Annotated in this window: 14 protein-coding genes and 1 pseudogene; 6 read left to right on the forward strand and 9 right to left on the reverse strand. The window is 34.0% G+C overall.

The window, feature by feature from the left end:
• Positions 1 to 30: 30 nt before the first annotated feature.
• Positions 31 to 1569 (forward strand): hypothetical protein, encoded by a 1539-nt coding sequence (locus GFS03_RS00680; RefSeq protein ID WP_153422037.1) that lies wholly within the window; start codon positions 31 to 33, stop codon positions 1567 to 1569.
• Here GFS03_RS00680 and GFS03_RS00685 read toward each other — a convergent pair.
• Together GFS03_RS00685 and GFS03_RS00690 are read right to left on the reverse strand one after the other, a co-directional pair.
• Positions 1558 to 2313 carry a hypothetical protein gene (locus GFS03_RS00685; protein ID WP_153422038.1) on the reverse strand — a complete coding sequence of 252 codons (756 nt, stop codon included), beginning with the start codon at positions 2311 to 2313 and terminating at the stop codon, positions 1558 to 1560. The two genes, GFS03_RS00680 and GFS03_RS00685, sit on opposite strands and share 12 nt — an antisense overlap.
• Positions 2314 to 2373: 60 nt before the next feature.
• Positions 2374 to 3116, reverse strand: a pseudogene (locus GFS03_RS00690) (IS6 family transposase).
• A gap of 113 nt (positions 3117 to 3229) precedes the next feature.
• Between GFS03_RS00690 and GFS03_RS00695 the strand changes: the two are divergent.
• Positions 3230 to 3622: a hypothetical protein gene (locus GFS03_RS00695; RefSeq protein WP_153422039.1), complete on the forward strand. Its 393-nt coding sequence runs from the start codon at positions 3230 to 3232 to the stop codon at positions 3620 to 3622.
• A 1-nt stretch (position 3623) separates the two neighbouring features.
• On the opposite strand, the gene GFS03_RS00700 is transcribed toward GFS03_RS00695, so the two are convergent.
• Complete coding sequence (locus GFS03_RS00700) at positions 3624 to 5978, reverse strand: M1 family metallopeptidase (RefSeq protein WP_153422040.1); 2355 nt, start codon at positions 5976 to 5978, stop codon at positions 3624 to 3626.
• Between GFS03_RS00700 and GFS03_RS00705 the strand changes: the two genes are divergently transcribed.
• Positions 5973 to 7958, forward strand: a complete 1986-nt coding sequence (locus tag GFS03_RS00705) for a glycoside hydrolase family 116 protein (RefSeq protein ID WP_153422041.1) — start codon at positions 5973 to 5975, stop codon at positions 7956 to 7958. The genes GFS03_RS00700 and GFS03_RS00705 overlap by 6 nt on opposite strands.
• Positions 7959 to 8040: 82 nt before the next feature.
• Here the strand turns inward: GFS03_RS00705 and nagA are convergent, their stop codons facing one another.
• The 3 genes from nagA to GFS03_RS00720 are packed head-to-tail and all read right to left on the reverse strand — an operon-like array spanning position 8041 to position 11033.
• Positions 8041 to 9126, reverse strand: a complete 1086-nt coding sequence (gene nagA, locus GFS03_RS00710; RefSeq protein ID WP_153422042.1) for an N-acetylglucosamine-6-phosphate deacetylase — start codon at positions 9124 to 9126, stop codon at positions 8041 to 8043.
• Positions 9110 to 10093, reverse strand: a complete 984-nt coding sequence (locus GFS03_RS00715; RefSeq protein ID WP_153422043.1) for an ABC transporter ATP-binding protein — start codon at positions 10091 to 10093, stop codon at positions 9110 to 9112. Before GFS03_RS00715 ends, nagA begins: the two co-directional genes overlap by 17 nt.
• The gene (locus tag GFS03_RS00720; protein WP_153422044.1) at positions 10074 to 11033 is read right to left on the reverse strand and encodes an ABC transporter ATP-binding protein; all 960 of its coding nucleotides are present in this window, start codon (positions 11031 to 11033) and stop codon (positions 10074 to 10076) included. The genes GFS03_RS00715 and GFS03_RS00720 overlap by 20 nt, the downstream gene beginning before the upstream one ends.
• 81 nt (positions 11034 to 11114) lie before the next feature.
• Here GFS03_RS00720 and GFS03_RS00725 point away from each other — a divergent pair, with 81 nt between their 5' ends.
• Positions 11115 to 11990 carry an ABC transporter permease gene (locus GFS03_RS00725; protein ID WP_153422045.1) on the forward strand — a complete coding sequence of 292 codons (876 nt, stop codon included), beginning with the start codon at positions 11115 to 11117 and terminating at the stop codon, positions 11988 to 11990.
• 37 nt (positions 11991 to 12027) lie between these two features.
• Here the strand turns inward: GFS03_RS00725 and GFS03_RS00730 are convergent, their stop codons facing one another.
• The gene (locus GFS03_RS00730; protein ID WP_153422046.1) at positions 12028 to 14106 is read right to left on the reverse strand and encodes an ABC transporter substrate-binding protein; all 2079 of its coding nucleotides are present in this window, start codon (positions 14104 to 14106) and stop codon (positions 12028 to 12030) included.
• A 95-nt stretch (positions 14107 to 14201) separates the two neighbouring features.
• On the opposite strand from GFS03_RS00730, the gene GFS03_RS00735 reads away from it, so the two are divergent.
• A complete protein-coding gene (locus GFS03_RS00735) occupies positions 14202 to 15203 on the forward strand; it encodes an ABC transporter permease (RefSeq protein WP_153422047.1) in 1002 nt (333 codons plus the stop codon).
• Positions 15203 to 15373: a hypothetical protein gene (locus tag GFS03_RS13305; protein WP_167738471.1), complete on the forward strand. Its 171-nt coding sequence runs from the start codon at positions 15203 to 15205 to the stop codon at positions 15371 to 15373. The genes GFS03_RS00735 and GFS03_RS13305 overlap by 1 nt, the downstream gene beginning before the upstream one ends.
• On the opposite strand, the gene GFS03_RS00740 is transcribed toward GFS03_RS13305, so the two are convergent.
• Both GFS03_RS00740 and GFS03_RS00745 read right to left on the reverse strand, forming a co-directional pair.
• Positions 15348 to 15854: a hypothetical protein gene (locus GFS03_RS00740; protein ID WP_153422048.1), complete on the reverse strand. Its 507-nt coding sequence runs from the start codon at positions 15852 to 15854 to the stop codon at positions 15348 to 15350. The genes GFS03_RS13305 and GFS03_RS00740 overlap by 26 nt on opposite strands.
• Positions 15851 to 16324 (reverse strand): hypothetical protein, encoded by a 474-nt coding sequence (locus GFS03_RS00745; protein ID WP_153422049.1) that lies wholly within the window; start codon positions 16322 to 16324, stop codon positions 15851 to 15853. Before GFS03_RS00745 ends, GFS03_RS00740 begins: the two co-directional genes overlap by 4 nt.
• Positions 16325 to 16339 lie beyond the last annotated feature (15 nt).

Below are 16339 nucleotides of genomic sequence, written 5' to 3' on the forward strand. Positions count from 1 at the left end.
TTATAATCCTCTCCTTCCCATATTTTATTAATGCAAGATAGTTTAGGATTACTTGCAATTACTCTAGCAATTATACTACTATTTTCCATTCTAACTGGTATAATAATATTAAATCACGAGGATATTATGGAGTTCTATAATACTCAAGATGCTATAAACGCCGAAAAATTAAGTAAAGCCAAAGTAGGTTATTATTGGGTTGTTGAAGAATTAAAAAATAAGACAATCTCCTTTATTCCTCACGTTTACATATTAGACACTGAGGGGATCTATAATATTCAAAGCATTTTGGAAACTACCTTTAGTGGTGAAACTTACACATTTCCAGTTAAAAACTTGATGATTTTTACTAATGGTTCATTAATTAAAGATGGAATAATTTTAAGTCCTGGAGACGCAATAATAATCAGACCAAATATCACTAGTGGACAAATAAGCTTCATCAGCAATACTGGAAATTCGTTCTCACTAGCATTACTTCCTCCATCTTCCGATACATTACTTCAAAATGAATCAAACCAGAATTATACTGTTATAAGCCTTGGAAATGAAAGCATATTGTCGATAAAAACAATTCTTGACCGATTACTGGGACCCCAAAATATCACAAGTGGTGAATTAGTCTTTAATTCAACACCACCATTATATAACTATACCTATAATCCCTCTTCTACTGAGTTCCCATCTGCAGAACACTATCAAGTAAACATTACTTATTTTGAAAACGTAACTCCCGTAAAAGTCTTTAATTTAAAGGATAATACAACATATATTGTATATCTAGGTTATGCATGGTGGAGCGGTAAAGTTTACGCGTTTAAAGATGGAAACGACGGAAACTGTGTTGGTAATTTCAACATCTCATACAATACCTCATACGTTTACTATAAATACGGCCCGGTGAATTTTATTGATAACTACAAAATTAATTTTCACACTCTTAGTTATGGTTACGTTCCACTGTATATGATAGTATATACTTATAATGTTACCAATTCCAATTTGGGATCTTATAGCAAGATAGGAAATTACAGTCAACTGTGGGTTAGACCTATAGGAAATAATTCTCAAGTATATATAACTTATAGCGGTTCCAGCTATATTCATTATTATTACTACAACTTCTCAATAAGATACGTGGATAACAATAGTGTAAATTCAATTATAGTAGGAGGGTCAACTATATACTTAGGTTATTTTCCAATAAACATTACGATAGATGTAGTGGACAATGCAGGGATATATAATGAGATATCGTCATTCCAAATACTATACAAAAATGTCCCACAAATAACTAATTTACCTATAATTATGAACTTAACATACAATATAACCTCGTATTCCCCTCCATTCATCCTTAACATTTCTTTAACCAACGCATCACTTACAATAATGTTTAATGGTACAGCTAATTTACCAAACTACACTTTCTATAGTTACAAGTTACCTATTATAATTCCAACAAACGAAAGTATATTAAACATTAATGGTTATACTTTACCTATATTTGTTCCATACTTTATTATTATAGTTAATGGAAAAATCATCGGAGAAAACTTACCGCCCTAGTAAATATATGTAGTATAGAATCATTGAGACAATTATAACAAGATCATAAGCTATAGGATTAAAAAGGAGAATTAAGATACATACTGCCAAAACGGAGTATACATATCTCCAAAAGTTCTTTGAGAATATAACACCGAATGTAGAAAAACCCAGTGAGAATATAATAGCAGAATAGAACCATTCTTGATAATCAAATATAGTTGGGGGAAAAGTTGCTACTCCAATTAATGGGAAAACCTCTCTATACGTTAATCCCCTTAGGTAGTGCAATAAATATAACGCAAACATCTCAGCCATCATTGGGTAGAAAAACCAGTAGCTGTTTATGGAGTAGTAAAAAGCATAGTATAATGTTGAAAATTTTGAAGGGCCAAATTGAGCAATACCGAAAGTTAATCCCATTAATACTTCATTCAATACTAATAGTAGTGAGAAAATAACAATATGAACTCTTTCTCTATTGAACTTTTTATTTACAAAGTTTCTTATATTTAGTAGAAAATAAACAATTAGAGGTATCATTATGAAAGTGTTTATGCCAAAAGCTATTGCCAACGATAAGGTTGATGGCGAGATTAAATAAACAGATGCCCCAATAAACATAGTTATCATCATTATTAAAGAAAAATATATGAAGAAGACTCCAACATAGGTTTTTATTTTCTCTATATAGTAAAGGATTAATATTATAATGATAATCATGATGGAGGCTATAAACGGTAATACTATTAGTTCATCTAGCATATGTGAGTTATTTTATATTAAAAATAAAAAAGTATATGTGACTGAGTGTGGTCAACAATTTTATGCATTTGAGATATTTGCATTTATTATCACTCCCTATCCACTAAATATACTTGAGTGTAAAGAATGTTGTAGATTAGGAAGAAGGTCGAGAGCCAACTCGTAATCGTTAACCTATTTGAACTTTAGGTGAAGCGAAAGCCCATAGAGGAGAGCCTATGCTTTAATGTCCTTTTTCAGCGTAATCCCTCCTACCAAACGTAACCCACTTGTGCCCAACATTAAACCAGTCAAAGGCATTATAAGCTGGTAAACCATCATGCAAGTAAACCACTCGATCAATCCTCTTAAAGTACCTACTCGCAATTTCCTCAATCCCCCTCATGTTAACTATTAACACGTGAAAACCACTCCTCAAGCCATGAAGAAAGGAATAGCCTTTGTCACAACATCCCTAATGATCCAAACGTAATAATAATTACCCCTAACGCAAACAACCTTAGTCTCGTCAATGCCGTAAAGACCACTCAAGGACACTACATACTTAACCCTACCAAGCCTCTTGTAATAGTAAAGCAAAGTGGAGTGTGGTAGCGTTGTCCTCCAAGAGGATAAGCCAGCTAGATAACTCGCTAAGCCTAACGCGACCTCCTCCCTAACGTGAAATCTTGGCTTAAGATTAATATACTCCATTAGGATTAAAATAACTTGGGTGAGCACGGGAATACTCCACTTGTTAGGCATGTGCTCACCAATAAAAATCCCGTGCTCACCCAAAAAGGTATTACGCTAAATAAAAACAATTTATTTCTATAATAGAAATAACTTATACGATTAATTTCAAATTAAGTAAATTGTTGACCACACTCATGTGACTTACGGAAAACCTTTTATATAATAGGTTTTTATAAATATTATGAACCCGTTTAAGAAAGAAAAAACATATCCTAAACAAGTTGATTTGAACAAAGTAGTAAATGAGTTTGTATCTTACTTAAATAGTCAGAAATGGAAAGTTCAACAGAAAGTTGAGGGAAATAAGGCAATAGTTCAAGCACAAAAAGGTGGAATATTGAGGGATATAATTGCTGCAGATAGAGCCTTAACGTTTACTTTTGAGAACACGCCACAAGGCCTTAAGGTTACTGCTGGTATAGGTGGTTGGAAAAAGAATTTGGCGATAACAGCGTTAGAGACACTGTTCTTATCCGAATTATTCTTACTAATTGATGTTCCGGAAATGTTATGGAATGAACACATTGAAACAGAGCTTATGAAAAAATTAGATGAAATAATACAAAAGTACTAATTTATAGTAACTTTTGTTTTAATCGTGAATATAGTTTTATTCTTTCTTCAGATTCTCTAGTAGGTCTTTCAATCTCCTTAAACTTAACCTTTTCAAGAAATTCGATAACATTTTTAGGCTTATCTACACCGCAGAATGACATACCCCTAACTATAGAGCCCAAACCCCAAGGACCTCCATAAACTGTATTTACAAATTTCTTAATTTCCTCAAAATTGTTCATAAGATAGCCACAAACTTCTTCCCTTATATAAGGATTGCGTACCAGAGAGGATATAACGAATCTAGTATCTTGAGCCTTTATAGTCTTATTAAATATTAATGAGAAAACCTTGTCTACAATAGATGGATCACGAAGTGATGAAATCGCATTTAATATTCTATTCTTCTCCTCATCTAAATTATACTTCTTATACTTTTCTAGAAGAGTATTGAAATCGTTGGTAGTTACTGCATATGCTATTGCAACGGCATCCTTTATATTGCTATCTATATTTTCGTATTGATCAAATAGAGTCGATAATCCTAATGCAAAATCTTCATCCATTATAGCCAAGGCACTGCTAACAGCTGAATACGCTAATTTACCTAAATCATCATTAGCCTTCCTAAATATCTTCACTTGATTAACCAGGAAATCTTTTCCATAATTATTCTTTAATAGATAATATAAAGTTAAGAATTGGGAGGTTACTTCCCTTGATACAAAAGAGTTAGAGGCATATACGAACTTATTAATCACGTCAAAGTACGTCTTTGGGTTTATCAGATCGGCCAATAGGAAATTCCAATAATCATTAACTAACCCTAACTCTTCATAAACATTATACTTAGACGAGAAGGCCAGATCAAGAGAATCGTAAAGCACTCTATAAAATCCAGTCCTATTTATGTTAACCTTAATACTTTTCAAGCCCTCTTCTATCTTTATTTCAGCTGATTCTTTATCTAAAAGGAGAGTTCCAAATTTACCGTTAATCTCGTATGTAAGTGGAACCTTGTACGTCTCATTTAAACCACTATCAAAGAGCATGAATCTCTTCTGCGAAAACCTAACTGAATTGCCAGACGCATTAACAAAAATTATAGGATAACCAGGTTTCGTAATCCAATCCGCCATAATATCCCCTATATTTTGCCCAGCTACTTTTGAAATTGAATCCCATAGATCCTTGCCCTCTGCGTTCCCAAATTTGAAGGAGTTTAAGTAGTGAACTACACCCTTTCTGAAATTCTCCTCACCAACATAAGCCTCAATCATCCTTAAAATACTAGCTCCCTTACCATAACTGATATTATCAAACATTTGTTCAATTTCATGGGGATCTCTTACATGCGCCTCTATAGGATGGGTAGTCGAAAGGGAGTCATCCTCTAAAGCGCTTAAAGTCTCGCTATAAATAAGATGACCTTCACTATCCCATTGAGGAAATAAATACTTTAGACTCTTAAAGCTCATGAATGTTGCGAAGCTCTCGTTTAACCATAAATCATCCCACCACTTCAAAGTAACCAAATTACCAAACCATTGATGAGCTAACTCATGAGCAACAACCTCGGCAACCCTGAACTTCTGATAAACAGATGAAGACTCATCAGCCAACAAAGCAGTCTCCCTAAAAGTAATTGCACCCCAATTCTCCATAGCACCTGCGGCAAACTCTGGAACTTGTATCAAATGAACTTTTGGTAATTGATATGGTATCTCAAAATATTTTTCATAAAACTCAATAACATTTCTCGCAACATTAATTGCAAATACTCCTCTTTTTGACTTTCTAGGGACTGTAGCCAATATTATTGTAGGTCTCTTAGAGTTGTCCACAATCTCCTCAAAATCGTCTATTCCTAAGTATAACAAGTATGTAGACATTCTAGGAGTTTCTTGAAAATGATAAATTACCTTACCGTTCACATCCTCTTCTACTTTCTCAACTTGCATATTCGATATTACCTTTAATCCCTTTTGTACTTTAACACTTAATCTAAATTTTGCTTTCATTGCAGGATGATCAAAACATGGTATAAATCTTCTAGCGTATATCGCCTCAAACTGTGTTGTTATCATTCCTTTACCATTATAAGGAGCGACATAAATTCCCAAAATTGAATCATTAGAAGCCTTTCCTTTAAACCTTATTTCAAGTTCCCTTTCTACCTTACCATAAATTATTAATTTCTCACCCTTTACTTCAAATTTAGCATCTCTACCATCAGATTTCACACTTTCTATATCGAGATTGACACTATCAAGCTCTAATTTTTCTTCGTCAGAGGTAAGATATATTTTCTCTATGCCTTCATAATTATATCCATTAAAGTCCAGAAAAATTTCATACTTTTCCACGTTATGCATACCTATATAAATAGAAGTGTAAATAAAAAATTAGTGATGAAGATAGAGAAGTACTTTGGTGTACCTTTGGGCGGAATAGGGACGGGAAAAATAAACTTCTACCCGGATCTTACGATTGATGAGATAACTATTCTAAACAACTGGTCAAACCCACTCAGAAGGATAAGGGGCTTTCACGTATTAACGTTTCTAGATGGAGAACCTATCTTTCTTCAAACCAATCCTGGAAAAAACGTGGAAACGTCTCCTCGATACACCTTCATTAAGCACATGGACATGTGGGTAGAGTTCCCGATTATTAGGTATTCAACACCTTTTGCTGAAATAGAAGTATATTCAATTTTAAGGAGAAATGATATTAAGAATTCATCACTCCCAGCAATAAAGTTTAAGATAAAGGGAAAAGGAAGATTCGCAATTTCTTTTCCAAATATAGTCGGAAGTAAGAAAAGTGGAAGAGTAAATGAGGCTTATAAGGGAAAGTTAAACGGTGTTATAATGAAAAATGAGAGAGCCCTAAACTCTGATCCCGCTTATGGAGAAATTTTCCTAGGATGTGAGGGTTGTAAGGTTATAACAAACTTCGCCTACTATAAACCAGCTAAGGTTGGAATGACTGAAGATATTACCTATTTCTATAATTTGGAAGAGCATGATGAAAAATATATAATAAAGCCTTATGCTAGAGAGGAAATAGGGGGTATCATCTATAAAGATGTGGATGAGGAACAAACGTTTATCCTTTCATGGTTTTTTAACGGAAGACCTCATCACTATCCGTATGGGCACTATTATGAAAATTTCTTTAAGGATTCGATAGATGTAGCAGAATACGCTCTTAAATTAGAGCCAGAACTAGGAATAGAAGAAAAAGTAGAGTGGCTAAAAGACGCTTTACTAAATAGTCTTTACATACTAACCTCAAACACTTGGTTAACCAAAGATGGTAGATTAGCTGTATATGAAGATCCTTACATTAGTAAATTAATGAATACTATTGGTTCTATGACCTTTGATGGTCTCGGATTTACTCTTTTAGAGCTTTATAGAGATTTAGTGATATCTGCTGACAATAATTTCCTTAATTATGTAAATAATGGAGAGGCGCCTCACGATATCGGAGAGGAGAGTATTGAGGATCCAATATACGGAGCGTCGTATCCATATTGGTGGACTGACCTAGGATCAACCTTAGTCCTAATGCTATATAGAGACTATGTATTTACTTCCGATAAGAGAATTTTAGAAAAGAATTATAATAGAATAAAGGAAATTATTGATTGGCTCATAAGAAAGGATATGGATGGTGATTGTATACCAGACTCGAAGGGTGGTTACGATAACTCTTATGATGGAACCCATATGTATGGAGCCTCATCCTACGTAGCATCAATGTTCCTTTCAACACTTACCGCATTTATTAGAATATCTGAGATTTTAGATGTTAAGATTAATGATAAATACTATAGATTTTTGGAATGTGGAAAAAAGACATTTAACTCCTTATGGAATGGAAAATATTTCATTCTATGGAAGAAGAATACCGAAGAAAATAGGTCTTGTCTAAACTCACAATTACTAGGCCAATTCTGGTGCGATATTTTGGGGTTACCACCTATTACCGATAACGATAAGATAAACACGGCTCTAAGAAGTATTTATGAGCTTAACTTTAGAGCTTCTAAATATTGCTTAGCAAATGCAGTCAAGGAAGATGGAAGTATAGACACTTCAACAGGTCAACTTAGATCATGTTGGCCTAGAGTTACCTTTGCAATAGCTGCACATATGATATTAAGGGGTATGGTTAAGGAGGGAATAGAAGTAGCAGAAAGGGAATGGAACACAATTAAAGAGCTTAACCCATTCGATCAATCGTCAAGAATAGATGCGATAGAGGGAAAATACGTAGGGTTAATGTCATATATAGGAAGTACCTCAGTTTGGTTAGTGAAACTAGCGTTAGATAAAATACGATGAAAAATATTTAGTTACGATATAATGGATATTTCAATATATTCGTATATTGACAATATATTATCCCTGTCTTAAATATTAATTTTTAAATATTGGAGAAGACTACACTACCATCTTTTAACGTTAATATTACATTAAGATTTTCGTCTAAAATAACTAAATCTGCAGCATAACCCCTAGATATTTGCCCTCTATCATCTAAGTTAAGTAAAGAAGCTGGAGAATATGTTGCATATTTTATAGCCTCCTTTAATCCAATAACTTTACTAACCCTTCTTACACCTTCATCTAAAGTTATGTTACTCCCTACAAGCTTGTTATTATCTTTGAAACAAGCCTTATTGCAGACAATTTTTTCTCCATAAAGTAAAAATTCACCTTCACCTAGCCCTGCCGCTTGTAAGGAGTCTGATACTAATATCGTACTATCTCCTTTTAACCTACTTATAATATTTATTGTAATCTCATTAACGTGTATTAGATCTGGTATTACTTCAGTGTATATTGAAGAAGTTAATGCTACACCGATTATCCCAGGGTCTCTATGATGGAATGGCCTCATTGCATTAAATAAGTGCGTAACCGATGATACGCCAAAACCTATAGCTCTTCTAGTATCATCTGAGTTAGCGTCCGTATGACCTAAGGAAACTTGAAAGTTATCTACTATAGTCTCAAGTTCTCTATCACTCAAGATCTCGGGTGCTACAGTAATCCTCTTTATACTAAATAGTTTTGAAATTTCTAAAATTCTTTTATCAAAGTTGGTTAAGAATTTATGTGCACCAGCTCTATTTGGATTTATTATAGGTCCTTCAAGATGTATTCCGATACTTTTAACTTCACTCAAAATTCTTGCTATACTGATCAATTTTTCTATATCTTCAGAAATTGTTGAGGGAATAAAAGTGGTTACACCATGTGAATAATAATACTTTACCATCTTTTCGTAGTCATTAATATTTCTAATGTCATTTACGAGAATTCCTCCTATACCGTGAGTATGAATATCAATTAGTCCGGGTACTACATAGCCACCTTTATATACCTTTATTTCCTCATTACATATTTCACTACCGATTTTTCTTATTTTTCCATCCGATATTACTAAATCATCCCTAAAACTCTCTAAAGGCGTTATTATCTCTAACCCCCTAATGCACTTGCTCACTTTCCTTCACCTTGCCATATAAGAAACATGCAACGTCATGCGAATATTTAAATAATTTAGGCTCCTCATTATTGCATATATTCATTGTAAAAGGGCATCTAAGTCTATAGGGGCATCCTTTATCTACCCTTTCGTAATTTATCTTAACGTCAATTTCTTTATATAGGTTATCGATAGATGGTGTAAGATTTATCAAATCCTTAGTATAAGGATGTAATGGATCCTTTAATATTTCCTCTAAGTCACCTCTCTCTACTATTTTGCCAGCGAACATTACTATCGCATTACCCTTATTAAGTAGATGATAGAAGTATCTGGCTATTGGGATATCGTGAGTTATGAATACCATTGTAAGGTTAAGCCTATTTTTTATTTCTGCTAACGTATTTAATATTCCAATTCTTAAAGAAGCATCAACCATGGTCACGGGTTCATCGGCTACTATTATCTTAGGGCTTACTGAAAGACTTCTCGCTATGTTAACTCTTTGCTTCTGACCACCTGAAAGTTGATGGGGATATTTACCTAAAAAATCTTGTGCAGGAGTCAATTTTACCAATTCCAACAGGTTAATCAGACGTTTTTTTAGCTCCTCCTTGCTAATATTTTCCCAATGTACCATGGGAGCTGCTAAGATCTCTTCAACAGTCTTATTAAAGGGAAGTGTAGAATAGGGATCCTGAGGAATTAACTGCACATCTCTTCTGTATTTTTTAAATATTTTTCTCTTATTTTTCCATATATTATATCCATCATAAATAACCTCACCGGACGTAGGTTTCTGTAAACCTACAATTACCCGTCCTAAAGTTGTCTTACCAGCTCCACTTTCACCTAATACTATAAGTAGATCTCCTTGATTTATGCTTAAAGATATATCCTTTATAGCGTAGAATTCTCGTTTTTTAAATAATCCAATCTTATCCTCAAAAATTACTGAAACTCCCTTAAGCTCCATTAGACCCATATAAGTGACACCTTACCTTTCTGTCTTTTACTAAATAAATCTCGGGTAATTCTTCTTTGCACCTTCCGAAAGCTTTAGAACATCTATTTAGAAAAGGACAACCCTTTTCTCCTACTAGTAATGGTTCATCTAAGGAAACATTGATAATCTTCACTTCTCCTTTTAAGGAAGGAATAGAGGATATTAGTAACGATGTATATGGGTTTAATGGATTCTTAATGATCTCCTCAGTATTACCCTCTTCCATAACATAGCCTTTATACATAACTAATAATCTATTAGCTATTTGAGCTATATTAAGTATATCATGGGTTACATAAATTATTGTAACTCCTAATTCTTGATTTATATTTTTTATCAACTTTAATAGTAGTTCTTGATTAAGCATATCTAGCGCACTTGCTGGTTCATCCATCAGTATTAACTTAGGATTTAGGAGAAGGCTTAACGCTATCATTACTCTCTGTCTCATACCACCAGACAATTGGAATGGATACATGTTAAGAACACGATTAGGATCTAAACTTACCAGTTTCAACAATTCCCTTGCTCTCTCAATTACACTTTTCCTATCAGTCTCACCGTGACTCATTGCTATGTAGTAAAAATTCTCGCTAACGCGTAAGACTGGATTTAAAGCGTTCTGACTAGCCTGGGGGACATACGAAATTTCTTTCCACATTAGTTTTTTAAATTCATAAATGGGAATAGCGAATAAATCTAAGCCATTAAAAATTACTTTCCCAGAAACTACTTTCCCTGGTGGTCTTATAGCTCTAAGTATAGCGTTAATGAGTGTAGACTTACCAGAACCGCTTTCACCAATAATTCCAAGAATTTCACCCTTTTCAACGCCAAAACTTACATCATTAACTGCCCTTACAATTTTACTATTACCCTCATCATAAATCACATTCAGATTATGAACTTCTAATATCATAACACATTTATATAACTTGAATTTGTTACTTATAGACTTTTCTTCTCGAGAAAATATAAGGGTGTAAAGCAAATTTATACTATGATGCAGAATAAATTATTTGAGTATTTCCGACTAGTATGGAAGAACAAAAAATCTAGAGCAGGATTAATTATTACTGTATTTTATGTTTTACTCGCGATATTTGGAGAAATTATATTTCCTAGGACGTATTCTTTACCCCCTAGTTCAACTACTATATTTATGCCACCACAGCTATCAAACTTTTATCTAATCTTTGGGACTGGTCCATTTGCAGAAAGCATTTTAGTACAAATCGTTCAAGGCGCTAAGTCTATAATTGAGGTAAGTTTCTTGGCTGGTCTATTCGCTACATTGATAGGTATAGCTGTAGGAATAGTAGCAGGTTATCTAGGTGGAATAATTGATGATATCCTCATGGGAATAACCGATATTGTCCTAACTTTACCTAGTATAATATTATTGATAGTAGTAGTAAGTGCATTCAAAACTAGTAATCCAATTATTCTTTCTCTAATATTAAGTATAACGAGTTGGGCTGGATTGGCTAGAGCTGTAAGATCTCAAGTTCTAGTAATTAGAAATTCCCCTACAATAGAAGTATTAAGAGTATTAGGGTTGTCTAGGGGATACATTATATTTAGGGAAGTAGTACCAACCTTGGGTTCATATATCATAATACACTATATATTTAATGTAGAAGCCGCGGTTTACGCAGAAGTAGGATTATACTACTTAGGAGTATTGCCCTATAATCCAAATAATTGGGGAGCGATGATACAACAAGCACTCTCATATGGAGCAGCCTTAGGCGGGAAGGCAATATATTATCTAACATTTCCCACAGTTGCAATTATAGGCTTTATGAGTGGCTTAATATTACTAAGTTATGGAATTGATGAAATATCTAATCCTAGGATAAGAACCTATAAATAAAAAATTAAGTTAACTTTATTTTCTATTACAATTTTCTCTATCTCCTTCTCATCAAGAATACCACAACTGCAATAATTATGATAATAACAACAATCACTGCAGCTACAATTGGAATTATCGAAGAGGACGTTGTTGTAACTGTAGTTGTACTTACAGAAGTAGTCACTAAAGACGTGGTAGTTGTAGATACAGAAGTAGTTGTTGTAGTTAAAGTAGTAGGAACAGTAGTTGTTGACACAGAGGTTGTTGTTGTAGTAACTATTGTACTCTCATATAATGGAGCGTACCAATAATCGATTAAAGCTTGTATCATCGCAGTACCACCTATGCCATACTGTGCCTCTGACCAAATCCATGAATTAGCCGGAGGAGCTGCAATAAGAAGTGAAGGATTAACAATAACGTAATTCTCAATCTCCACCACAGGTAAGATTGGAAGTAAATATTGGTTCATATAGTATGATAACTCTTGATTAGATTGAATTAGCTGCTGTGTACTATTAGGAGACTCAGTTTCTTCTAGTAACTTATGGAAGTCGACTACAGTGCCATTGGGGAGAGTGAGATTCTCATTCCATTGAGTGACATTCCATGGGTATCCTCCAAAATATGAAAGCACTAAGCTCCATGGCGCGGTACCCGGAGAATATGAGCTACCCCAGTTCTCAAACCACAAATCATATCCAGTACCATTTTGCCATGCTTGATGCCACTGATTAACTACAGTATATATATGTAACTGAGCATTAATTCCAAATTGTTGTAGTTCTTTCTGAACTTCTTCCATCATAGCTAACGCTTGTGTTGGTGGTGCACCTGCACCTATAGTTAAAGTAAATGGAGTCCCGTTCGGAGTATACCATACTCCAGATTTCTGATAGAACCCTACGCTTTCAAGTAGTTGCGCAGCCTTTGTCAAATTAACATTATATGGATTTAGCGATGAATAATACTGAGGAGATGTCATAAATGAATAGTATGACACATTGGGAATTGCATTAGGTATAGCTACTGGTGCCGTTAAAGGACCACCCACTGCAGCTATTGCAGTCCTATTTAGAATATATGCAATAGCAGCCCTAACTTGATAATCTCTTAGCCAAGGATTCTTTAAATTGAATGCTAAACCCCAACCGAAAGGTTGAGGTATTTTAATAACTTCAAGTGTAGTTGGCAAACTCTCTAGTTGGGTTGGTGATAGTCCAGTCAAACTTGACCAGTCCAGAGAAACTTGACCTCCAGTTATTGCGGCTGCCGCTAAATCTGGTTGCCCATATTGATACACCACTATTTGATTGAATGGTATGTATTTAGCGTCATAGTAATATGGATTCTTATTCAGCACTATTTCATTTGATGACAGTTGCGATAGGTAGAATGGACCACTATATGGATACGTTGCAGGATTAGGTCTAAAATGAGTAATCTCTGATCGGATATTCTGAATTATCTGTTGTGCAAGTTTCATATTACTGGTATTTTGTATCTTCGTCCAATTACCTAGGATCTGATCAATTATAGGCTTCCAAACCTGATACGGTATTATAATTGCAACTTCCCCTAGGCCTACAGTATTAATTAATGTATTAGTATACAATATTGGCGATAAAGTATCATTAGGCCAGGTCTCGATTAGCGTATAATTATTAACAACAGTATAGTTTGGAAATGGTGGGGCACCGAACATATCTAGTATTAGACATGTTGCCATTAGATCATAAGCAGTTAGCGGTTGTCCATTACTCCATCCACTATCGTTCCTTATAACTAAGGTAACATTTATTGGTTTTGTCTGCCAAATTTGTTGCCAATTTGATGGGGAGAAGTTCCAAGAGGTTACTATCACTGGAATTGCTTGTCCATTAGTAACGTTTATTAACGCAGAATAGGCGTAAAGTAGACCGTAGAAAGAGCCACCTAAACCTCCTGCAAATATATTAGGATTATAAGTCGCAAATGAAGAATACGCTTCTACGTTGGAATTATACCATCCTAGGTAAAGTGTCGATGGAAATACAGAAGATGCCGAACTTGCTACTATTATACCGCTCATTGAGGAAAGCATTACAATTATTGAGAATATTATACCTAGTTCTAATACTAATTCCTTTCGCATAGATATTATTTGTATTTTCACACTTATAAACTTTGCCTAAACTTTTATGGTAAACTTAAGAAACACTTATATCTTATTAAAAGCAATAATGATCTATGAATTATAAATGGCTGATTAGGAGAGTTGCATCAGCTATTGTTGCAATATTTGCTACAATAGTGATTAGTTGGGCCTTATTGGAGTTTTCTCCATACTCTCCTGCAAATTACATCATGCAATTCATAAATCCACAAGATTTCGCTCAAAAACCTGAACTATATAGTTCACTCATAGACTACTTAAACACTCTAAGACCGCATGGGAATCCATTAATTAATGCAGCAGATTATATTTGGAATACATTACATGGAAATTTAGGCTTCTCGATAATTAGCAACGTACCAGTGGCTCAATTAATTGCAGTGGCATTGCCTTGGACATTATTCATCGTAGTAACGTCTCTTCTAATAAGTTTCTTCCTCGGGATAAGAATAGGTCAGAAACTAGGGTACATGAGAGGAACCAGGACTGATTCCATGTCCACAGTCTCACTATCGATCTTAAGATCAGTACCAATTTACATCTATGCTGTATTATTTATTTACATACTTGCGTTTACATATCATATCTTCCCCACAGGAGGGGCTTACAGTGTACATGCAACTCCGGGATTTAATCTCCCCTTTATAGCCAGTGTGTTGTATCATGCGTTTTTACCAATACTCACATTAACCGTAGTAAATTTAGTAGGATGGATCTTACAGATGAGGGCAAACACAATATATGTACTTGGCGAAGATTTCGTAAACTTTGCTGAAGTTTCTGGAATTAAGAAGGATATAATAGAAAAGAAATATATTGGAAAGAATGCAATATTGCCCCTCTACACTAGTTTAATAATAGCAATAGGATTCTCCTTTAGTGGATCAGTATTCGTAGAGCAGACATTTTCGTATCCTGGAGTAGGTAACTTACTAATTAACTCCATTACCTCTAATGACTATCCCACTGAAATGGGAGTATTTATCATAATAATTGTAGCGGTAATTGTAGGTAATTTGATAGCTGATTTGACATATTCCTTCTTAGATCCTAGAGCTAAAGTTGGTGAAGAATAGTGGAGGTGAATAGAACACTATTGGCCATAGGTTATACGCTATTATTACTAGATATTTTTTCACTGCTAATATATAGGAGTCCCGCAACATTATTTCCTCAGATAATCGTTCTAATATTATCAGCATTTATGATAATATATGCGATTAGCCAGATAAGGAACTTAAAATAGCTTCCTTAAAATTCGAATCGGATTTAAAGAGAGCAGTATAGATTTGATCTTCCTTATCGTTAATCAAGATTGAATCATTGAATAATAATATCGAAGCAAATGTGAGATTAACATGACTTGAATCACGTAATTTTTTTAACACTTGTTTGTATGCTAAATCGTATATTCTAAGAAGAGAAGATAAGGTAATCTCCGCCTCCCTTTTTCTGAAATACAATCCTGGATTATATAAGCTAGATAATAAATAATCTAAAGAATCAAGTCTTTCTCTTTTCTCGTTAAGATTTTTTAGTTCAATATAACCATCCTCTAGTAATTTGATAACTTGATTTAGGGGCATCGGTTCTAATTTTTCCCCAACCTCTCTTGATTCAAGATTAGCCCTCACCAATAATATTCTAATATGAGGCTTCGATACGTTTTTAAGAAAATACGCGTCTATAAAAATATTATCAACTCTGTAGAATGGTAGTAATTTCATCTTCTTCGCCTCTCTTTTAATTGAACCGCGTAACCAAGAAGTATAAGGCCAATAAATAATATAACTCCAGAAGATAAGTAACCAATTCCTGAAAACCAAGAGTTGAAAACTTTTATGGTAAACGAAATAGTAGTTAAATTAGAATACGGAAGTGATCTAAACTGAATATAAACTGTACCAGAATTTGGAGAAATATATGATATACTAAATGAATTTGTGTTACTTGCAACTTGCTGAGGTACGATCCCTATAATGTAGATATTAATAGGTTTTGTGGAATTTCCTTCAATTACTATTCTATCATTTTCTCTAACTATAACTGGAAAACCTTGTGCTCCTTCTTCAGCTAAGGAAATAGTATCTTTAAGAGCATACACTACCAGAGAGGAGTAAAGATACGTGAAAATTACATCTATCAAACCTATAGTTAATATTACAATTGAAACTATTAAAATTGTCCTCTTTCTCATACAATATATACCCTT

The sequence above is a fragment of the Sulfolobus sp. E5-1-F genome (genome assembly GCF_009601705.1).
In the GTDB taxonomy this organism is placed as follows: domain Archaea; phylum Thermoproteota; class Thermoprotei_A; order Sulfolobales; family Sulfolobaceae; genus Saccharolobus.